The sequence below is a fragment of the Caulobacter segnis genome (genome assembly GCF_023935105.1).
GTDB lineage: Bacteria > Pseudomonadota > Alphaproteobacteria > Caulobacterales > Caulobacteraceae > Caulobacter > Caulobacter segnis_B.
Window position 1 is genome coordinate 3,433,506 of record NZ_CP096040.1, and the last position, 14,755, is coordinate 3,448,260.

Consider the following 14,755-nt stretch of genomic DNA (forward strand, 5'->3'; position numbering starts at 1 on the left):
GCCATATGTTGAGATGTCAACGCAATTTATGGGAAGACACAATGGAGCTTTCGTGATGTAACCCTGAGCGATCCTGGGAGCGCCCTTTGTGGCGCGCACGACAGAAGCCGCGCCACGCGGCCTTCGGGATCGCGTAAGGCTTTCAGGGAGGGCGCGGCGCTCATGACACCCCCGAGACACAAGCGACTCGGTGCGACCGTCTGCGCCGCCGCGATCCTGCTGGCGACCGGCGCGGCTCAGGCCGCCCCGCGCTGGATGGAATCGCTGGATCGCGGCGTGGTGGCGGTTCCGGCCAAGGATGGCGGGACACTGGTCAGCTGGCGGCTACTGGGCGACGACCCGGGCGGCGCGGCCTTCAACCTCTACAAGGATGGTCGCAAGCTGAACGCCAAGCCGCTGACCGGCGGCACGGACTTCGTCGACAGGACCTCCGGCGCGGGCGCCTATACGGTGCGCCCGGTCAGCAAGGGCAAGGAAGGTCCGGCCAGCGCTCCGGTCCAGGTCTGGACCGACGGCTATCTCTCGATCCCGATCGAGCCGCCGCCCGGCGGCGTCACCCCGGCGGGCGAGACCTATACGTACACCGCCAACGACGCCAGCGTCGGCGACCTGGATGGCGACGGCCGCTACGAGATCATCCTGAAGTGGGACCCGACCAATTCGAAGGACAACGCCTTCGGCGGCTATACGGGGAACGTCTATCTCGACGCCTACACCTTGGAGGGCAAGCGCCTGTGGCGCATCGACCTGGGCCGCAACATCCGGGCCGGCGCGCACTACACCCAGTTCCAGGTCTATGACTATGACGGCGACGGCAAGGCCGAGATCGCGGTGCGGACCAGCGACGGGACGATCGACGGGACCGGCAAGGTGCTGGGCGATCCGAACGCCGACTGGCGCGAGACCGGCGGCGAGCGGCCCCAGGCCGACCGCACCGGCGCCTTCGTCCAGCCGGACGGAACCAAGGTCGCCAAGGTCCAGGGCCGCATCCTCAAGGGACCCGAGTTCCTGACTGTGTTCGAGGGCGCGACCGGCAAGGCCCTGGCCAGCGCGCCCTACTCGCCCCCGCGCGATCCGCGCACCGACGCGCCCAGCATCGCGCAGATGACGGAAATCTGGGGCGACGGCTACGGCAACCGCTCCGACCGGTTCCTCGCTGGCACGGCCTATCTGGACGGACAGCGCCCCAGCATCATCATGGGGCGCGGCTACTATGCCCGCAGCACGATCGCGGCCTGGGACTTCCGGGACGGCAAGCTGACCCAGCGCTGGCTGTTCGACAGCTCAGCGCCCGGTAACGAGGCCTTCGCCGGCCAAGGCAACCACCAGCTCAGCGTCGCCGACGTCGACAGCGACGGTCGCGACGAGATCCTCTACGGCTCGATGGCGATCGACGACACCGGCAAGGGCCTGTGGAGCGCCCGCCTGTTCCACGGTGACGCCATGCACGTCGGCGACCTCGACCCGACCCATCCTGGCCTGGAGAAGTTCGGCGTCCACGAAAGTCCGAAGATGAACGGCGGCGTCGGCGCGGCCATGCTGGACGCCAGGACCGGCAAGGTCCTGTGGAGCACGCCCACCGACCACGACACTGGCCGGGGCCTGGCCGCCGACATCGACCCGCGCTTCCCCGGCGACGAGGCCTGGGGCACGAATTCGGACGCGCTCTACACCGCCCAGGGCAAGGTCATCGAGGACGTGAAGCATCCGCGCCAGACCAATTTCGCCATCTGGTGGGACGGCGACGATTTGCGCGAGCTGCTGGACAAGAACCAGATCAGCAAGTGGGACTGGAAGACCGGCCAGGCCGCGCCGCTGCTGACCGCCGAGGGCATGACCTCGAACAACGGCACCAAATCCACCCCGGCCCTGTCGGCCGACATCCTGGGCGACTGGCGCGAGGAACTGATCCTGCGCGCCGAGGACAACAGGTCCCTGCGGATCTACGCCACGCCCTACCCCACCGACCGCCGTCTGGTGACCCTGATGCACGATCCGCAGTATCGGGTCTCGATCGCCTGGCAGAACACCGCCTACAACCAACCACCGCACACCAGTTTCCACCTCGGCGCGGGCATGAAGCAGCCCAAGCCGGCGGCCATCATTACCCGGAAGGCGTCCCAATGAAGTCGTTCATGATCGGCGGTCTGGCCGCCCTCCTGTTGGCCTCCACCGCTCTGGGCGGCGTCGCCAGCGCCCAGGACATGCAGACCCTGGCCAAGCCCGGCGCGCCGGAAGCGCCGCTGGAATGGGTGGACAAGACGACCGGCCACCGCATCTTGCGCCTGTCGCGCGAGCCGGGCAGCTCCAGCCTCTATTTCAACTACAACGGCTACACGCCCAAGGGCGACCGATTGGTCTTCGCCTCGCCCACCGGCATCACCGCCATGGACCTGAAGACCCGCACCCTGACCAAGATCGTCGAGGGCAAGGTCCGGCTGCTGTTCGTCGGCCGCAAGTCCGGCGCAGTCTATTATGAGAAGGCGCTGACGGCGGACCCGATGGGTCCCAAGGCGGTGATGGCGACCGATCCCTACACCAAGGCCACGCGCCAAGTGGCCAAGATGGAGAGCGGCTCGCTGCAAACGATCAACGCCGACGAGACTCTGCTGGCCGGCGTCGCCGTGCGCACCGACGTGCCGATCCCGCCGAACCTGGCCGACTCCCTGCCCAAGAACCCCGACGACGTGAAGAGCGCCGACGGCCGCGAGCTGTCCTACGCCGAGGGCCGCGAGGTGCAGCTGAACGCGCGCCTGGACAGCCGTATCCCGATGGAGATCTTCACGATCAACACGGGCACCGGCGAGCGCAAGATCGTCCACCAGGCCACCGACTGGCTGAACCACCTGCAGTTCTCGCCGACCGATCCGGGCCTGCTGATGTTCTGCCACGAGGGTCCCTGGCACAAGGTCGACCGCCTGTGGCTGGTGCGGACCGACAAGGCGGGCGACACCCCGGTCAAGATCCACACCCGCACCATGAACATGGAGATCGCCGGCCACGAGTGGTTCAGCGCCGACGGCAAGACCGTCTGGTACGATCTGCAGACCCCGCGCGGCGAGGACTTCTGGGTGGCCGGCTACGAGATCGCCACCGGCAAGCGCAATTGGCTGCACGTTCAGCGCAACGACTGGTCGGTGCACTTCAACTCATCGCACGACGGTAAGCTGTTCGCCGGCGACGGCGGCGACAGCGAGATGGTCGCCCATGCGCCGGACGGCAAATGGATCGTGCTGCTGAAGCCTCGCGCCGTTCCCGACGTCGCCGGCATCCACGCCCCCGGCGCCGAACACCTGATCGCCCCCGGTGTGCTCGACGCCGAGCGCTTGGTCGACATGCGCGGCCACGACTACCGCCTGGAGCCGAACGTCAACTTCACGCCGGACGACAAGTGGCTGGTGTTCCGCTCGAACATGCACGGGGCCGACCAGGTGTATGCGGTGGAGGTGGCGAAGGCGCAGTAGGGCACGCTTTCCCGACGCTCTAATCCCGTGTCATCCCGGAAAGCGCGTAGCGCTTATCCGGGACCCGGGAGTCGATGCATCGCGGTGGCCCCTGGGTCCCGGCTCTCCGCTTCGCTGCGGCCGGGATGACACGCTTCGGGAACTACCGCACCAACCGATGCAGCTCCGCCTCGACGATCCCCAACCTTCCTCCGGCCGCCACCTTCTCGGCGCCGGTGTCGAAGCTGGCCTTAGCGCCGTTGACCTCGACGATCTTGCCGAACGCGTCGCGATCCACGGTCGGCGCGGTCAGGGCGATGCGTAGGCGCGAGCCCTTCAGCGGCTTCAGCGGCAGGACGACATAGCCGAGGCTTTTGGCTGGCGTGCCCTCGTAGACCGCCTGGCCGTCCAGGGTGACGCGTAGCGGATAGGATCGCAGGCGCCAGCCGATCAGCTTCAACTCCAGCTCGTCGACGACCTGGGGCTTGTCCAGGCGGTACTCGATCCAGGCATTGGCCAACTGGCCATCGCTGGCCCAGTGGGTCATCTCGTCGTCGTCCATGGCCAGGCGGGCGTCGGCGGCATTGGAGCCGGCGATGGTCTGGGCCGGACGCACCGTGACGCGCCAGGTCTTGAACGACGGCGTCGAGGGCGTCGGGCCGCGCGCCAGGCTCACCGGCAGAGCGTCGTCGCCCACGGGCCACTGGCCGTCCGCTTTGGGCGTCGCGGCGATGTCCAGCGTGATCGAGGCGTCCGGCAGGCCATCGGCCTTGGCGGTGACGGTCACCTTGCCCGGCTCCAAGGTCGAGCGCAGGGAGATGCGGTTGACGCCCGCCTCGACCGGCAGGGTCTTCGAGAGAATGAAGTTGTCGTCGGTCCGCGACGCGCCAGGGAACTTGGTCACCTGGTCCGCGCCCGCCGCCTTCTCGGGCTCGGTCGAGGTCGGGGCGACGGGCTTGCGGCCCAGGCTGTCGCCCTGGGCGATGCCACCGCGCCATTCGACCGGCCCCGTCGTCGAGAAGCTGACCGTGTTCAGCGCCGTCGGCACGCGGCGGCCCTGCTTGTCGACGACCTCGACATCGACAAGCGCCAGGTCCGCGCCGTCGGCCTTCCAGCCGCCCGGCCCGGTGCGCGGCGTCAGGCGCAGGGCGGCCGGCTCGCCGGTGGTTTCCACGGCGTGGCGCGAGACCACCTTGCCCTTGGCGTCGTAGCCGACCGCCTCCAGCTTGCCCGGCGCCCACGCCACCTGCGGGAAGGTGAACAGGAACCCGTCGCTCTTCTTGCCCCAGCCCAGGGCGCGGCCGTTCAGGGACAGAGCGACCTTGTCGGCGCTGGAGACGACCAGCACGTCCTTCACCACGCCCGGCGCGTAGTTCCAGTGGCCGATGATGTGGCTGCGCGGATGCTCGACATCGACCCAGCCGTCCCACATCACCTGGTGGGCGTAGAAGCCTTCCTTGGGCAGCCGCATGCCGTCCACCTCACCGCTGCGGCGGTAGTTGTTGTCGCCGCGGAAGTGGGTGTTGCTGTCGGAGAAGACGATGTTGACGCCGCCCGAGCTGACCCGGTCGCCGCCGCCCGGCCGCTCACGCCAGTAGTCGTACCAGCGGCGGACGTTCTCGGCCGCGTGGCTGTCCTGGTTGCGGTTGTAGTCGGGGCTGTCCTTGTGGAACGGCGGGGTGAAGTCGTCCTGGAACTTCCGCGCGCCCTCGTCGCGGGAATATTCCATGGCCCACACCGGCTTGGATGCGCTCTTGTTGATGTAGAGCATCTCGCCGCCGTACTCGGCGACCTTGCTGGACAGCATCTCGCGCGAGCCGATGGCGCGGCCGCCGTGGGGATCGAAGCGGTCGCGGATGGCCTTCAACTCGGCCATGTGCGCGTCGCTGATGTTCTCATTGCCGCCTTCGTAGAAGACGATCGAGGGGTTGTTGCGGAAGCGGACGATGGCGTCGGCCATCACCTCCTTGCGCTGCTCCCAGCGGCGGCCGGTGACATCGCTCTCGGCGTCGCCGGCGGGCATGGCCTGCAGCAGGCCCACGCGGTCGGCCGAGGTGACGTCCTGGCGGGCCGGCGTGATGTGCATCCAGCGCACCAGATTGCCGCCGCTCTCGACCATCAAGGCGTTGGAGAAATCGCTGATCCACGGCGGGATGTCCGTGCCCAAGGCCGGCCACTCGTTGCTGGTGCGCTGCGCGTAGCCGTGGACCTGGATCACCCGGTCGTTCAGCCGGACCATGCCCTGGCCGAAGCCGGTCTTGCGGAAGCCCGTGCGGGTGGTGACCTCGTCGACCGCCTTGCCGTCCTCCACCAGCGCGGTGGAAACGCCGTAGAGATAGCCGTAGCCCCAGCTCCAGAAGTTCAGCCCCGACAGGCGCTGCTTGGCCGTGACGATGCGCGTCTCGCCGGGGGCCAGGGTCACGGTCGGACCGGCGAATGCGCCGACTATCTTGCCGTCGACGTCGCGGACGGTGACGCGGTAGCCAAAGGTGCGCGGCCGATCGGTCTCGTTACGAACCTCGGACTCGGCGTGGACGGTGGCCGCCCTGCCCTTGATGTCGAAGTCGTCGGCCCAGATGTAGACGCCGGTCGTGCCCAGGCTGGAATACAGCGGCAGGGTCTGGTGCAGGCCGCCGGTCAGGTGCAGGCGCACGGCGCGATGGATGCCACCGTAGTTCACATTGAAGTTGTCGTTGTTCCACTGGAAGCCGCTGCCGGTGGCCTTTTCCTTGTACTTCCAGTCGCTGTCGACGCGCACGGCGACCACGTTCTCGAACGGCGCGGGCTTGAGGACCTTGGAGGCGTCGACGCCGAAGGCCGTGACGCCGTTCTCGTGCCCGCCCGCCCGCACGCCGTTGACATAGACCTCGCCGGCCTGGCGGACGCCCTCGAACACCAGGAACGCCTTGTCGCCAGCGGCGAAGCCGGCCGGCAGCACGAAGCGCTTGCGGTACCAGGTGATCGCGCCCTTCAGGTCGTGAATGTCGACCCGGAAGGCGTCGTCCTCATTGTAGGCGCGCGGCAGGGTGACGGGCTTCCAGGCGGCGTCGTCGAAGCCGGGGGCCTCGGCGCCGGCGATCTCGCCCGTGGCCATCCGCCAGCCGTCGTTGAAGGTGAACTCGGCGCGTTGGGCCTGGACGACGGCCGGCGCGACGGCGGCGAGGAAGACGCAGGCGAGCGGAACGGGCCGGAAAAAGCGCGACATGTGACACCTCCCATTTGGTCAGGCCACTTTGGGCTCTCCAGCAGCTTTGGCTTGACAACCCCAGAGCTGTCAAGCAATCTCATTATATCGGACGATATCTCAATATTTGGGAATTATCCGCCAGCGGGTGGTCGCCTCCTCGGGCCCCGCTGCGCACTTTTCGCCCGCCATTCCTCCGTGCGGGCTTATGGAGCGCCTCGAGCGAGGCGCTCCATTTTCTTTGCCTAGCGCGAGGGACAGCTGGGGCCGCCCAGTTGCGCCTGGTTATCTAAGGGCGCCGGATGGACGTGGCGCGAGATCGGCAGCTTCAGCCGCGCCAGGCTGGTCGCCACCAGGGCCGCGCCCAGGCGGGCGCCCTGCTCGTTGATATGGGTGTCGTCGCTGATCCCCTCGGGATAGCGGGCGATGTGGTCGTAGGGCTTGTACTGGAGATACAGCCCGCGTGACGCCAGCTCTCCCCTCGCCTTCAGCGCCGCCATCATGTCGCCGTCCAGGTCGACCAGCGGGACCTTGAGGTCGGTCGCGACGCGATGGATCGTCGCCGCGTACGGCCCGTGGGCGTCCTTGGGCTGGCCGTTCTCCCACAGCCAGCGCGCGATCGGGGTCACCAGCACCGGCGTAGCCTGCTTGGCCCGCACGTCAGCCACGAAGCGGCGCAGGTTGACGTCATAGGCACCGTTCGGGTCGGTGAAGCGGACGATCTTCTTGGTGTCGGCGTCGTTGTGGCCGAACTGGATAAGCACCGTGTCGCCCGGCTGCAGCTGAGCGACCAGTTGGTCCCACAGCCCCTCCTCGATGAAGGTCTTGGTCGAGCGGCCGCCGCGCGCCAGGTTCACGACCTGGACGTTGGGATCCAGCGAGCACTTCAGCACCATGCCCCAGCCCATCTGGGGGTACTGCGCCGGCCCGTAGCTGGCGGCGGTGGAGTCGCTGGCGATGATGATGCGCGGCGGAGCGGCCGCCAGGGCGGCGGCGAGAGCCAGGGCGGCGATCACGATTTCAGCTCCGCCAGGATCGAGCGGTCGATGCTGGCGACATCGCGCACGCCAGTCAGGGCCATGGCCACGCGCATCTCCTTCTCGATCAGGTCCAGCAGTTGGGTGACACCGGCCTCGCCGCGCGCCGCCAGGGCGTAGACCGCGGCGCGGCCCAGCAGGACGCCCTTGGCGCCCAGGGCTAGCATCCGCACCACATCGAGGCCCGAGCGTACGCCGCCGTCGGCCAGCACGGTAAGCTTGTCGCCCACCGCATCGGCGATGGCCGGCAGGGCCCGCGTCGACGACAGCACGCCGTCCAGCTGGCGGCCGCCATGGTTGGAGACCACGACCCCGTCCGCGCCGATGTCGGCGGCGGCCTTGGCATCCTCCGGATCCAGCACGCCCTTGATGATCAGCGGGCCCTTCCAGAGGTCGCGGATCCACTCCAGGTCCTTCCACTGGATGGACGGGTCGAAGTTCGCCCCCAGCCAGCCCATGAAGTCCTCGAGGCCCGAGTTCTCGCCCAGCACGGGCGCGACATTGCCCAGGGTATGGGGACGCCCCATCACCCCGACGTCCCAGGCCCATTGGGGCTTCATCATCGCCTGGACCATGCGGCGGGCGGCGGCGTTGGGACCGCTCATCCCGGAGTGCGCGTCGCGGTAGCGAGCCCCGGGCACGGGCATGTCGACCGTGAACACCAGGGCCGTGGCCCCGGCCTCGCGGGCGCGGACTAGGAGGTCGCGCATGAAGGCCCGGTCGCGCAGCACGTAGAGCTGGAACCAGATCGGCGCGGACGAGGCCTTGCTGACCTCGTCGACGTCGCAGACCGACACGGTCGACAGGCAGAACGGCACGCCCTTCTTGGCCGCCGCGCGCGCCACCTGGCACTCACCCCGGCGGGCGTACATGCCCGTCAGGCCGACGGGGGCCATGGCCACCGGCAAGGCCTGCTTGACGCCGAACAGCGTGGTCGAAGGATCGCCGGACGAGACGTCCTTCAGCACCCGCTGGCGCAGCGCGATGTCGGCGAGGTCCGAGATGTTGCGCCCCATCGTCCGCTCGGCATAGGCGCCGCCGTCGATGTAGTCGAACAGGAAGCGTGGCAGCTTGCGCCGCGCCGCCTCACGAAAGTCCGTGGTGGACGAGACGATCATGGGAGGATCGGCGCCGGACTATTGCAGGTTCACGAAGGCGCCGCCGTCGACCAGCAGGGCCGCGCCGGTCACGTACTTGGCCAGGTCCGAGGCCAGGAAGACGATCGGGCCCGCCAGGTCGTCAGGCTCGCCCAGGCGGCCCAGCGGGATGCGGCCGGCCATGTATTCGCGCTTGGCGACGTCGGCCAGGTCTTCCTTGTTGATCGCCGTCTCGATGGTGCCCGGCAGCACCGAATTGCAGCGGATGCCGTACTTGCCCAGCGCGATGGCCGTGGACTGCATCAGGCTGTGCACGCCGGCCTTGGTCGGGGTGTAGTGGGTCTGCATGCCGCCGCCGACCAGGGCGCTGATCGACGACACGGCGATGATCGCGCCGCCATGGCCTTGCCTGACCATCTGGTTGGCTGCCGCCTGGACCATGTAGTAGGCGCCGAACAGATTGACCTTCATCGTCCGCTCCATGACTTCGGGCGGCATGTCGAGGAAGGCGTGGAAGGGGCAGATGCCGGCGTTGTTGACGAACACGTCGACCTTGCCGAACGCGTCGACTGCGGCCTGCACGAAGGACTTGGAGGTCTCGACGTTCGCCACGTCGCCCTTGATGGCGATGGCGCGGCGGCCCAGCGCTTCGATCTGGGCGACGGCGTCAGCCGCGCCGGCCTCGTCGGAGTGGTAGTTGATCGCCACGTCCGCGCCGTGCTGGGCGCAACCGATCGCGGCGGCCTTGCCGATCCCCTGCGAGGCGCCGGTCACCAGCACCACCTTGTCCTTCAGCAGCATAACTACCTCTTCCTACTCAGCATCAGCGGGCCAGCCGCTTTCCGTTCCAGCCCAGGTCGCGGCCGATGGCGTTGGCCGTGTCACGCACGTCGTCGACCAGCGTCTTCATCCGCTCGTCGTCCATGTACTGCGCCGCGCCCGAGACGCTGATCGCGCCGACGATCTGGCCCGCGGCCCCGCGGATCGGCGCGGCGACGCAGCGGATGCGGTCTTCGTTTTCTTCGAGGTCGAAGGCGATGCCGCGCTTGGAGTAGTCGCGCATCCAGTCGATCCACTGCTTCTCGTCGGGCGCGCCCGGCGAGGCCGGCCCTTCCGACTGGTACAGCGACCGCCAGCGGTCCTCGGTGTCGTCCAGCACCAGCGCCTTGCCCAGGCCCGTCGAGCGGATCGGCTGGCGATCGCCCACGCGCGAGCTGATGTTGATGCGGCGGCGGCCGGTCAGCTTGTCCAGATAGAGGGCGCGGTCGTCGTCGAGCACGCCCAGGTGCACCGTGTCCTCGGTGTCTTCCCACAGCTTTTCCAGGTGCGGGCGCGCGATGCGCGGGAGATCCATCTGCTGGCTGGCCAGATAGCCCAGCTCCAGGAGCTTGGAGCCCAGGCTGTAGCCTTCGCGCGGCGCCTGCGAGAGCAGTCGGCGCTCGACCAGGGCCGTGGCCAGACGGTGAGTCGTGCTGCGGGTCAGGCCCAATTGCTTGGCCAGGGCCGGCAGGGCGATGGTCCCGGACTCGGCGACCACGTCCAGCAGATCGAGGCCGCGAAACAGGGTTTGGCTACCGCTGGGAGACTTGGTCGTCGCGTTTTCGTCCGCCGCCACCGGTTCCGCTCCCCTTGACGCTGGTTTCATTTTGTAGCACTACCTCTCATATTGTGGAACGCAAGGCAAGCGGAACGACGGCGACTCTTACTGAGCGCGCCGGCCTCGCGAACCGATAGCGTGTCATAGGTTATGTTGGGGAGGTAGGCGAAGCTCGACGGCTTCGCCACGAGCCTACCGGAACGCTTCCGGCGGGCGCAGCCTCCCTTGTCCCAGGGCGGCGTCCAGGCGCGACCGCCCATAAGGTTGGAGCCCCGTCGTCCATGGCGTTTCCGGTCATCAAGCACGTACGCGCGTTCGTGGTCCGCGGAGGCGGCGCCGACTATCACGACCAGGGCGACGGACACTGGATCGACGACCACATCGCCACCCCGATGTCGCGCTACCCGGAATATCGCCAGAGCCGCCAGAGCTTCGGCATAAACGTGCTGGGCACGCTGGTCGTCGAGATCGAGGCCGCCGACGGCACGATCGGCTTCGCGGTGACCACCGGCGGCGAGCCGGCCGCCTATATCGTCGAAAAGCACCTGGCCCGCTTCTTGGAAGGCCGCGACCCGACCGAGGTCGAGAAGATCTGGGACCAGATGTACTTCTCCACCCAGTATTATGGCCGCAAGGGCCTGGTGGTGAACGCCATCTCGGGTGTCGACCTGGCACTCTACGACCTCTTGGGCAAGCTGCGTCAGGAGCCGGTCTACGCCCTGCTGGGCGGCAAGGTCCGCGACGAGCTGACCTTCTACGCCACCGGCGCACGCCCAGACCTGGCCAAGCAGATGGGCTTCATCGGCGGCAAGATGCCCCTGCACCACGGCCCGGCCGAGGGTGAAGAAGGCCTACGCAAGAACATCGAAGAACTGGCCACCATGCGCGAGCGCTGTGGCGAGGACTTCTGGCTGATGTTCGACTGCTGGATGTCGCTGGACCTCAACTACGCGACCAAGCTGGCCCACAAAGCTCACGAGTACGACCTGAAGTGGATCGAGGAAGCCCTCAGCCCCGACGACTACTGGGGCTATCGCGACCTGAAGAAGAACGCGCCCAAGGGCATGCTGGTCACCACCGGCGAGCACGAAGCCACCCGCTGGGGCTTCCGCATGCTGCTGGAAATGGAATGCTGCGACATCATCCAGCCGGATGTGGGCTGGTGCGGCGGCGTCACCGAACTGATCAAGATCGCCAACCTGGCCGACAGCAAGGGCGTGATGATGATCCCGCACGGCTCGTCCGTGTACAGCTACCACTTCGTCATCACGCGCCATAACAGCCCGTTCGCCGAGTTCCTGATGATGGCCCCGAAGGCCGACGAGGTGGTGCCGATGTTCCACCCGCAGCTGATCGGCGAGCCCGTTCCGGTGAACGGCAAGCTCAAGCTCTCCGACGCGCCGGGCTTCGGCGTCGAACTCAATCGCGAGGTCGGCTTGCACCGCCCTTACGCCCGCTAGACTTCTCCTGAAGGCAAGACACTCATGAAACTGCTCCGCTACGGCCCCAAGGGCGCCGAGAAGCCCGGCCTCCTCGACGCCGAGGGCAAGATCCGCGATCTGTCGGGCCACGTGGCCGACATCACCGGCGCCCAACTGTCGCCCGCCAGCCTCAAGGCCCTGGCCGCCATCGACCCGACCACCCTGCCCCTCGTCGAGGGCTCGCCCCGCTACGGCGTGCCGGTCAACGGCGTCAGCAAGTTCATCGCCGTGGGCCTGAACTTCGCCGACCACGCCGCCGAATCGAACCTGCCGATCCCGGCCGAGCCTGTGCTGTTCACCAAGGCCGTCAGCTGCCTGCAGGGCCCGAATGACCCGGTGATGATCCCGCGCGGCTCGGAAAAGACCGACTGGGAAGTCGAGCTGGGCGTCGTGATCGGCTCGCGCGCCAGCTACGTCACCGAAGAAGAAGCCCTGGACCACGTGGCCGGCTACGTCCTGATCAACGACGTCTCGGAACGCGCCTTCCAGATCGAGCGCGGCGGCACCTGGGACAAGGGCAAGGGCTGCGACACCTTCGGTCCGGTCGGCCCGTGGATGGTCACCTCCGACGAGGTCGGCGACCCGCAGAATCTGGGCATGTGGCTGGACGTCAACGGCCAGCGCAAGCAGGACGGCTCGTCCAAGACCATGATCTTCCCGATCAGCAAGCTGGTCTCGTACATCAGCGAGTTCATGACGCTGGAGCCGGGCGACCTGATCACCACCGGCACGCCTCCGGGCGTGGGCATGGGCCAGAAGCCCGAGCCCGTCTATCTGAAGGCCGGCGACGAAATCCGCCTGGGCATCGAGAAGCTGGGCGAACAGCGCCAGATCGTCGTGGCCTGGTCGAAGGACGGCGCCCAGTGAGCCCCGTCTCCTCCTCCAAGATCTACGCCGATCGTTTCGCCGGCCGCGTCGCGGTGGTCACCGGCGGCGCCTCGGGCCTGGGCAAGGCCGTGGCCGCCCGCATCGTCGCCGAGGGCGGCCGGGTCTCGCTGTGGGATCTGGACGCCGAAGGCCTGAAGGCGGCCGCCGCCGAAGTCGGCGCGGCCCATACCTTCGCCCTGGACGTCTCCGACGAAGCCGCCGTCCTGGCCGCCGGCAAGGCCGCCAACGAAGCCCTGGGCCGCATCGACGTCCTGGTCGCCTCGGCCGGCATCACCGGCGCCACGGCCCCGGTTTACGAATACCCGACCGATAGCTGGAAGCGCGTCTTCGACATCAACGTCAACGGCGTCTTCTACAGCTGCAAGTCGGTCGTGCCGCACATGCTGGCGAACGGATATGGCCGCATCGTCAACGTCGCCTCGGTGGCGGGCAAGGAAGGCAACCCCAACGCCGGCGCCTATTCGGCGTCGAAGGCGGCGGTGATCGGCCTGACCAAGTCGCTGGGCAAGGAACTGGCCACCAAGGGCGTCATCGTCAACAGCCTGACCCCGGCCACCTTCGAGAGCCCGATCCTGGAGCAGCTGCCCCAGAGCCAGGTCGACTACATGCGCGGCAAGATCCCGATGGGCCGCCTCGGCGAAGTCCACGAGAGCGCCGCCATGGTCTGCTTCATGGCTTCGGAGGAGTGCAGCTTCACCACCGCCGCGACCTTCGACACGTCCGGCGGCCGGACCACCTTCTAGAGCGAGACTGGAGCCATGGCGTACACCGGCCCCATCGTCGATCCCCACATGCACCTGTGGGACCTCGATCGGCACTACTACGCCTGGCTCCAGGACACGCCGCTGCCGACCAACCCGGCCGGCGACATGTCGTCGATCGCCTACAAGTCCTATGGGCTCGACGACTACCTGGCCGACGCGAAAGGCTGGAACGTCGTCCAGGTCGTGCATGTCGAGTGCGGCCTGCCGCCCAAAGATCAGCTGTCGGAGACCGACTGGCTGCAGTCGATCGCCGACCAGCGTGGCGTGATCGGCGGCATCGTCGCCGGCGCCAACCTGGATGATCCCGATGTCGAGGCGATGCTGGCGGCCCACGCCGCCCGCAAGAACGTCCGAGGCGTCCGCCAGATCGTCAATTGGCACAAGGATCCGGCCAAGACCTACGGCCCGACCGACAAGCTGCTGGACGCCCAGTGGCGCAAAGGCTTCGCGCTCCTGGCCAAGTATGGCCTGTCGTTCGACTTGCAGCTCTACGCCTCGCAGATGGACGTGGCGGCCGAACTGGCCGACGCCCATCCGGACATCCCGCTGATCGTCAATCACGCGGGCATGCCGACCGACCGCGACGAGGCTGGCCTGGCCGCCTGGCGCGAGGGGATGGCGACCCTAGCGAAGCGTCCGAACGTCAGCTGCAAGATCTCGGGCCTGGCCATGGTCGACCGATCGTGGACTACCGCCAGCCTCAAGCCTTTCGTGCTTCAGGTCATCGAGACCTTCGGCGTCGACCGCTGCCTGTTCGCCAGCAACTTCCCGGTCGAGAAGGTGCACGGCAGCTTCGGCGCCTTCTACGCCGCCTACGACGCGATCACGGCCGGCTTCAGCCATGACGAGCGCGAGACGCTGTTCGCCGGCAACGCCCGGCGGATCTACCGATTGACCTAAAAAAGAAGAGTCCTGGGAGGAAGACGATGAGCAAGACGACGGAAAGCCGCCCCCTCGCCTTCCGCATGCAGCTGAAGCCGGGTGTCGCCGCCGAGTACGAGCGCCGCCACGACGAACTGTGGCCCGACCTGGCCGCCGCGCTCCGCGAGGCGGGCGTCTATGACTATTCGATCTTCCTGGACGAGGAGACCATGAGCCTCTTCGCCGTGCTGCGCCTGCGTCCCGACAACAAGAAGGACGCCCTGCCGCTGCAGCCGGTGATGAAGCGCTGGTGGGACTTCATGGCCGACCTGATGGAGGTCCATCCCGACAACAAGCCCGTCGAGTGGCCGCTGAAGCCTGTCTTCTACTTCGAGGGCTGAGC

General features: G+C 67.7%; 12 protein-coding genes and 1 pseudogene. 7 read left to right on the forward strand and 6 right to left on the reverse strand.

Going from position 1 to position 14,755, the window contains the following annotated elements:
• Positions 1-162: 162 nt before the first annotated feature.
• Together MZV50_RS16075 and MZV50_RS16080 are read left to right on the forward strand one after the other, a co-directional pair.
• Positions 163-2,127 (forward strand): rhamnogalacturonan lyase, encoded by a 1,965-nt coding sequence (locus MZV50_RS16075; RefSeq protein WP_289781871.1) that lies wholly within the window; start codon positions 163-165, stop codon positions 2,125-2,127.
• On the forward strand, positions 2,124-3,464 hold the full coding sequence (locus MZV50_RS16080) for an oligogalacturonate lyase family protein (RefSeq protein WP_252630313.1): 1,341 nt from the start codon (positions 2,124-2,126) through the stop codon (positions 3,462-3,464). The genes MZV50_RS16075 and MZV50_RS16080 overlap by 4 nt, the downstream gene beginning before the upstream one ends.
• A gap of 56 nt (positions 3,465-3,520) precedes the next feature.
• On the opposite strand, the pseudogene MZV50_RS16085 reads toward MZV50_RS16080, so the two are convergent.
• From MZV50_RS16085 to MZV50_RS16110, 6 genes and pseudogenes are all read right to left on the reverse strand, one after another.
• Positions 3,521-3,598, reverse strand: a pseudogene (locus MZV50_RS16085) (hypothetical protein); the annotation flags it as partial.
• A gap of 8 nt (positions 3,599-3,606) precedes the next feature.
• Positions 3,607-6,648, reverse strand: a complete 3,042-nt coding sequence (locus MZV50_RS16090; RefSeq protein WP_252630314.1) for a DUF4982 domain-containing protein — start codon at positions 6,646-6,648, stop codon at positions 3,607-3,609.
• A 224-nt stretch (positions 6,649-6,872) separates the two neighbouring features.
• On the reverse strand, positions 6,873-7,643 hold the full coding sequence (locus MZV50_RS16095; protein ID WP_252630315.1) for a rhamnogalacturonan acetylesterase: 771 nt from the start codon (positions 7,641-7,643) through the stop codon (positions 6,873-6,875).
• Complete coding sequence (gene lldD, locus MZV50_RS16100) at positions 7,640-8,782, reverse strand: FMN-dependent L-lactate dehydrogenase LldD (RefSeq protein ID WP_252630316.1); 1,143 nt, start codon at positions 8,780-8,782, stop codon at positions 7,640-7,642. Before lldD ends, MZV50_RS16095 begins: the two co-directional genes overlap by 4 nt.
• A gap of 18 nt (positions 8,783-8,800) precedes the next feature.
• Positions 8,801-9,562 carry an SDR family NAD(P)-dependent oxidoreductase gene (locus MZV50_RS16105; protein WP_252630317.1) on the reverse strand — a complete coding sequence of 254 codons (762 nt, stop codon included), beginning with the start codon at positions 9,560-9,562 and terminating at the stop codon, positions 8,801-8,803.
• Positions 9,563-9,584: 22 nt separating this feature from the next.
• Positions 9,585-10,406 carry an IclR family transcriptional regulator gene (locus MZV50_RS16110; RefSeq protein ID WP_436792180.1) on the reverse strand — a complete coding sequence of 274 codons (822 nt, stop codon included), beginning with the start codon at positions 10,404-10,406 and terminating at the stop codon, positions 9,585-9,587.
• Positions 10,407-10,639: 233 nt separating this feature from the next.
• Here MZV50_RS16110 and rhmD point away from each other — a divergent pair, with 233 nt between their 5' ends.
• The 5 genes from rhmD to rhaM are packed head-to-tail and all read left to right on the forward strand — an operon-like array spanning position 10,640 to position 14,753.
• On the forward strand, positions 10,640-11,818 hold the full coding sequence (gene rhmD / locus MZV50_RS16115) for an L-rhamnonate dehydratase (RefSeq protein WP_252630319.1): 1,179 nt from the start codon (positions 10,640-10,642) through the stop codon (positions 11,816-11,818).
• A gap of 24 nt (positions 11,819-11,842) precedes the next feature.
• Entirely contained in the window at positions 11,843-12,706 is an 864-nt protein-coding gene (locus tag MZV50_RS16120; protein WP_252630320.1) for a fumarylacetoacetate hydrolase family protein, read from the forward strand.
• Positions 12,703-13,470 (forward strand): SDR family NAD(P)-dependent oxidoreductase, encoded by a 768-nt coding sequence (locus MZV50_RS16125; protein WP_252630321.1) that lies wholly within the window; start codon positions 12,703-12,705, stop codon positions 13,468-13,470. Before MZV50_RS16120 ends, MZV50_RS16125 begins: the two co-directional genes overlap by 4 nt.
• Positions 13,471-13,485: 15 nt before the next feature.
• Positions 13,486-14,391 carry an amidohydrolase family protein gene (locus MZV50_RS16130; RefSeq protein ID WP_252630322.1) on the forward strand — a complete coding sequence of 302 codons (906 nt, stop codon included), beginning with the start codon at positions 13,486-13,488 and terminating at the stop codon, positions 14,389-14,391.
• 26 nt (positions 14,392-14,417) lie between these two features.
• Positions 14,418-14,753, forward strand: a complete 336-nt coding sequence (rhaM, locus tag MZV50_RS16135) for an L-rhamnose mutarotase (protein WP_252630323.1) — start codon at positions 14,418-14,420, stop codon at positions 14,751-14,753.
• Positions 14,754-14,755 lie beyond the last annotated feature (2 nt).

What these genes read in the sequence shown, in the direction of transcription:
- MZV50_RS16110 (WP_436792180.1), bottom strand. Translation starts at nt 10,406, where the DNA reads ATGAAACCAGCGTCAAGGGGAGCGGAACCGGTGGCGGCGGACGAAAAC.
- rhaM (WP_252630323.1), top strand. Translation starts at nt 14,418, where the DNA reads ATGAGCAAGACGACGGAAAGCCGCCCCCTCGCCTTCCGCATGCAGCTG.
- MZV50_RS16120 (WP_252630320.1), top strand. Translation starts at nt 11,843, where the DNA reads ATGAAACTGCTCCGCTACGGCCCCAAGGGCGCCGAGAAGCCCGGCCTC.
- MZV50_RS16090 (WP_252630314.1), bottom strand. Translation starts at nt 6,648, where the DNA reads ATGTCGCGCTTTTTCCGGCCCGTTCCGCTCGCCTGCGTCTTCCTCGCC.
- MZV50_RS16080 (WP_252630313.1), top strand. Translation starts at nt 2,124, where the DNA reads ATGAAGTCGTTCATGATCGGCGGTCTGGCCGCCCTCCTGTTGGCCTCC.
- MZV50_RS16075 (WP_289781871.1), top strand. Translation starts at nt 163, where the DNA reads ATGACACCCCCGAGACACAAGCGACTCGGTGCGACCGTCTGCGCCGCC.
- rhmD (WP_252630319.1), top strand. Translation starts at nt 10,640, where the DNA reads ATGGCGTTTCCGGTCATCAAGCACGTACGCGCGTTCGTGGTCCGCGGA.
- lldD (WP_252630316.1), bottom strand. Translation starts at nt 8,782, where the DNA reads ATGATCGTCTCGTCCACCACGGACTTTCGTGAGGCGGCGCGGCGCAAG.
- MZV50_RS16130 (WP_252630322.1), top strand. Translation starts at nt 13,486, where the DNA reads ATGGCGTACACCGGCCCCATCGTCGATCCCCACATGCACCTGTGGGAC.
- MZV50_RS16105 (WP_252630317.1), bottom strand. Translation starts at nt 9,562, where the DNA reads ATGCTGCTGAAGGACAAGGTGGTGCTGGTGACCGGCGCCTCGCAGGGG.